This window comes from Pseudomonas sp. SIMBA_041, assembly GCF_046535095.1.
Taxonomy (GTDB): Bacteria; Pseudomonadota; Gammaproteobacteria; order Pseudomonadales; family Pseudomonadaceae; genus Aquipseudomonas; species Aquipseudomonas mucoides.
This window is the reverse complement of record NZ_JAWRXJ010000951.1, coordinates 1-235: the sequence shown is the minus strand read 5'-3', so window position 1 is coordinate 235 and position 235 is coordinate 1. Positions and strand designations below refer to the sequence as shown.

Sequence of the window (235 nt, the reverse complement as noted above, 5' to 3'; positions counted from 1 at the left end):
CAGTCCATTCGTTACACCAGTGGCAACGGCATCGCCCATGGCTTCTTCTACCCGGCCATGCACGCCAAGGCGCCCGCGCCCCTGGTGGTGTTTATCCATGGCGGGCCGACGTCGGCCTGCTACCCGGCGCTCGACCCCCGCATCCAGTACTGGACCCAGCGCGGCTTCGCCGTCGCCGACCTGAATTACCGGGGCAGTACCGGCTATGGCCGGGACTATCGCCAGGCCCTGCACC

The 235-nt window shown here is 67.7% G+C and carries 1 protein-coding gene; it reads left to right on the top strand.

The genetic code is table 11. The features are described 5' to 3' along the window. The coding region (locus SB725_RS33950) for an alpha/beta hydrolase family protein (protein ID WP_410923793.1) at positions 1-235 on the top strand (235 nt) is incomplete at both ends.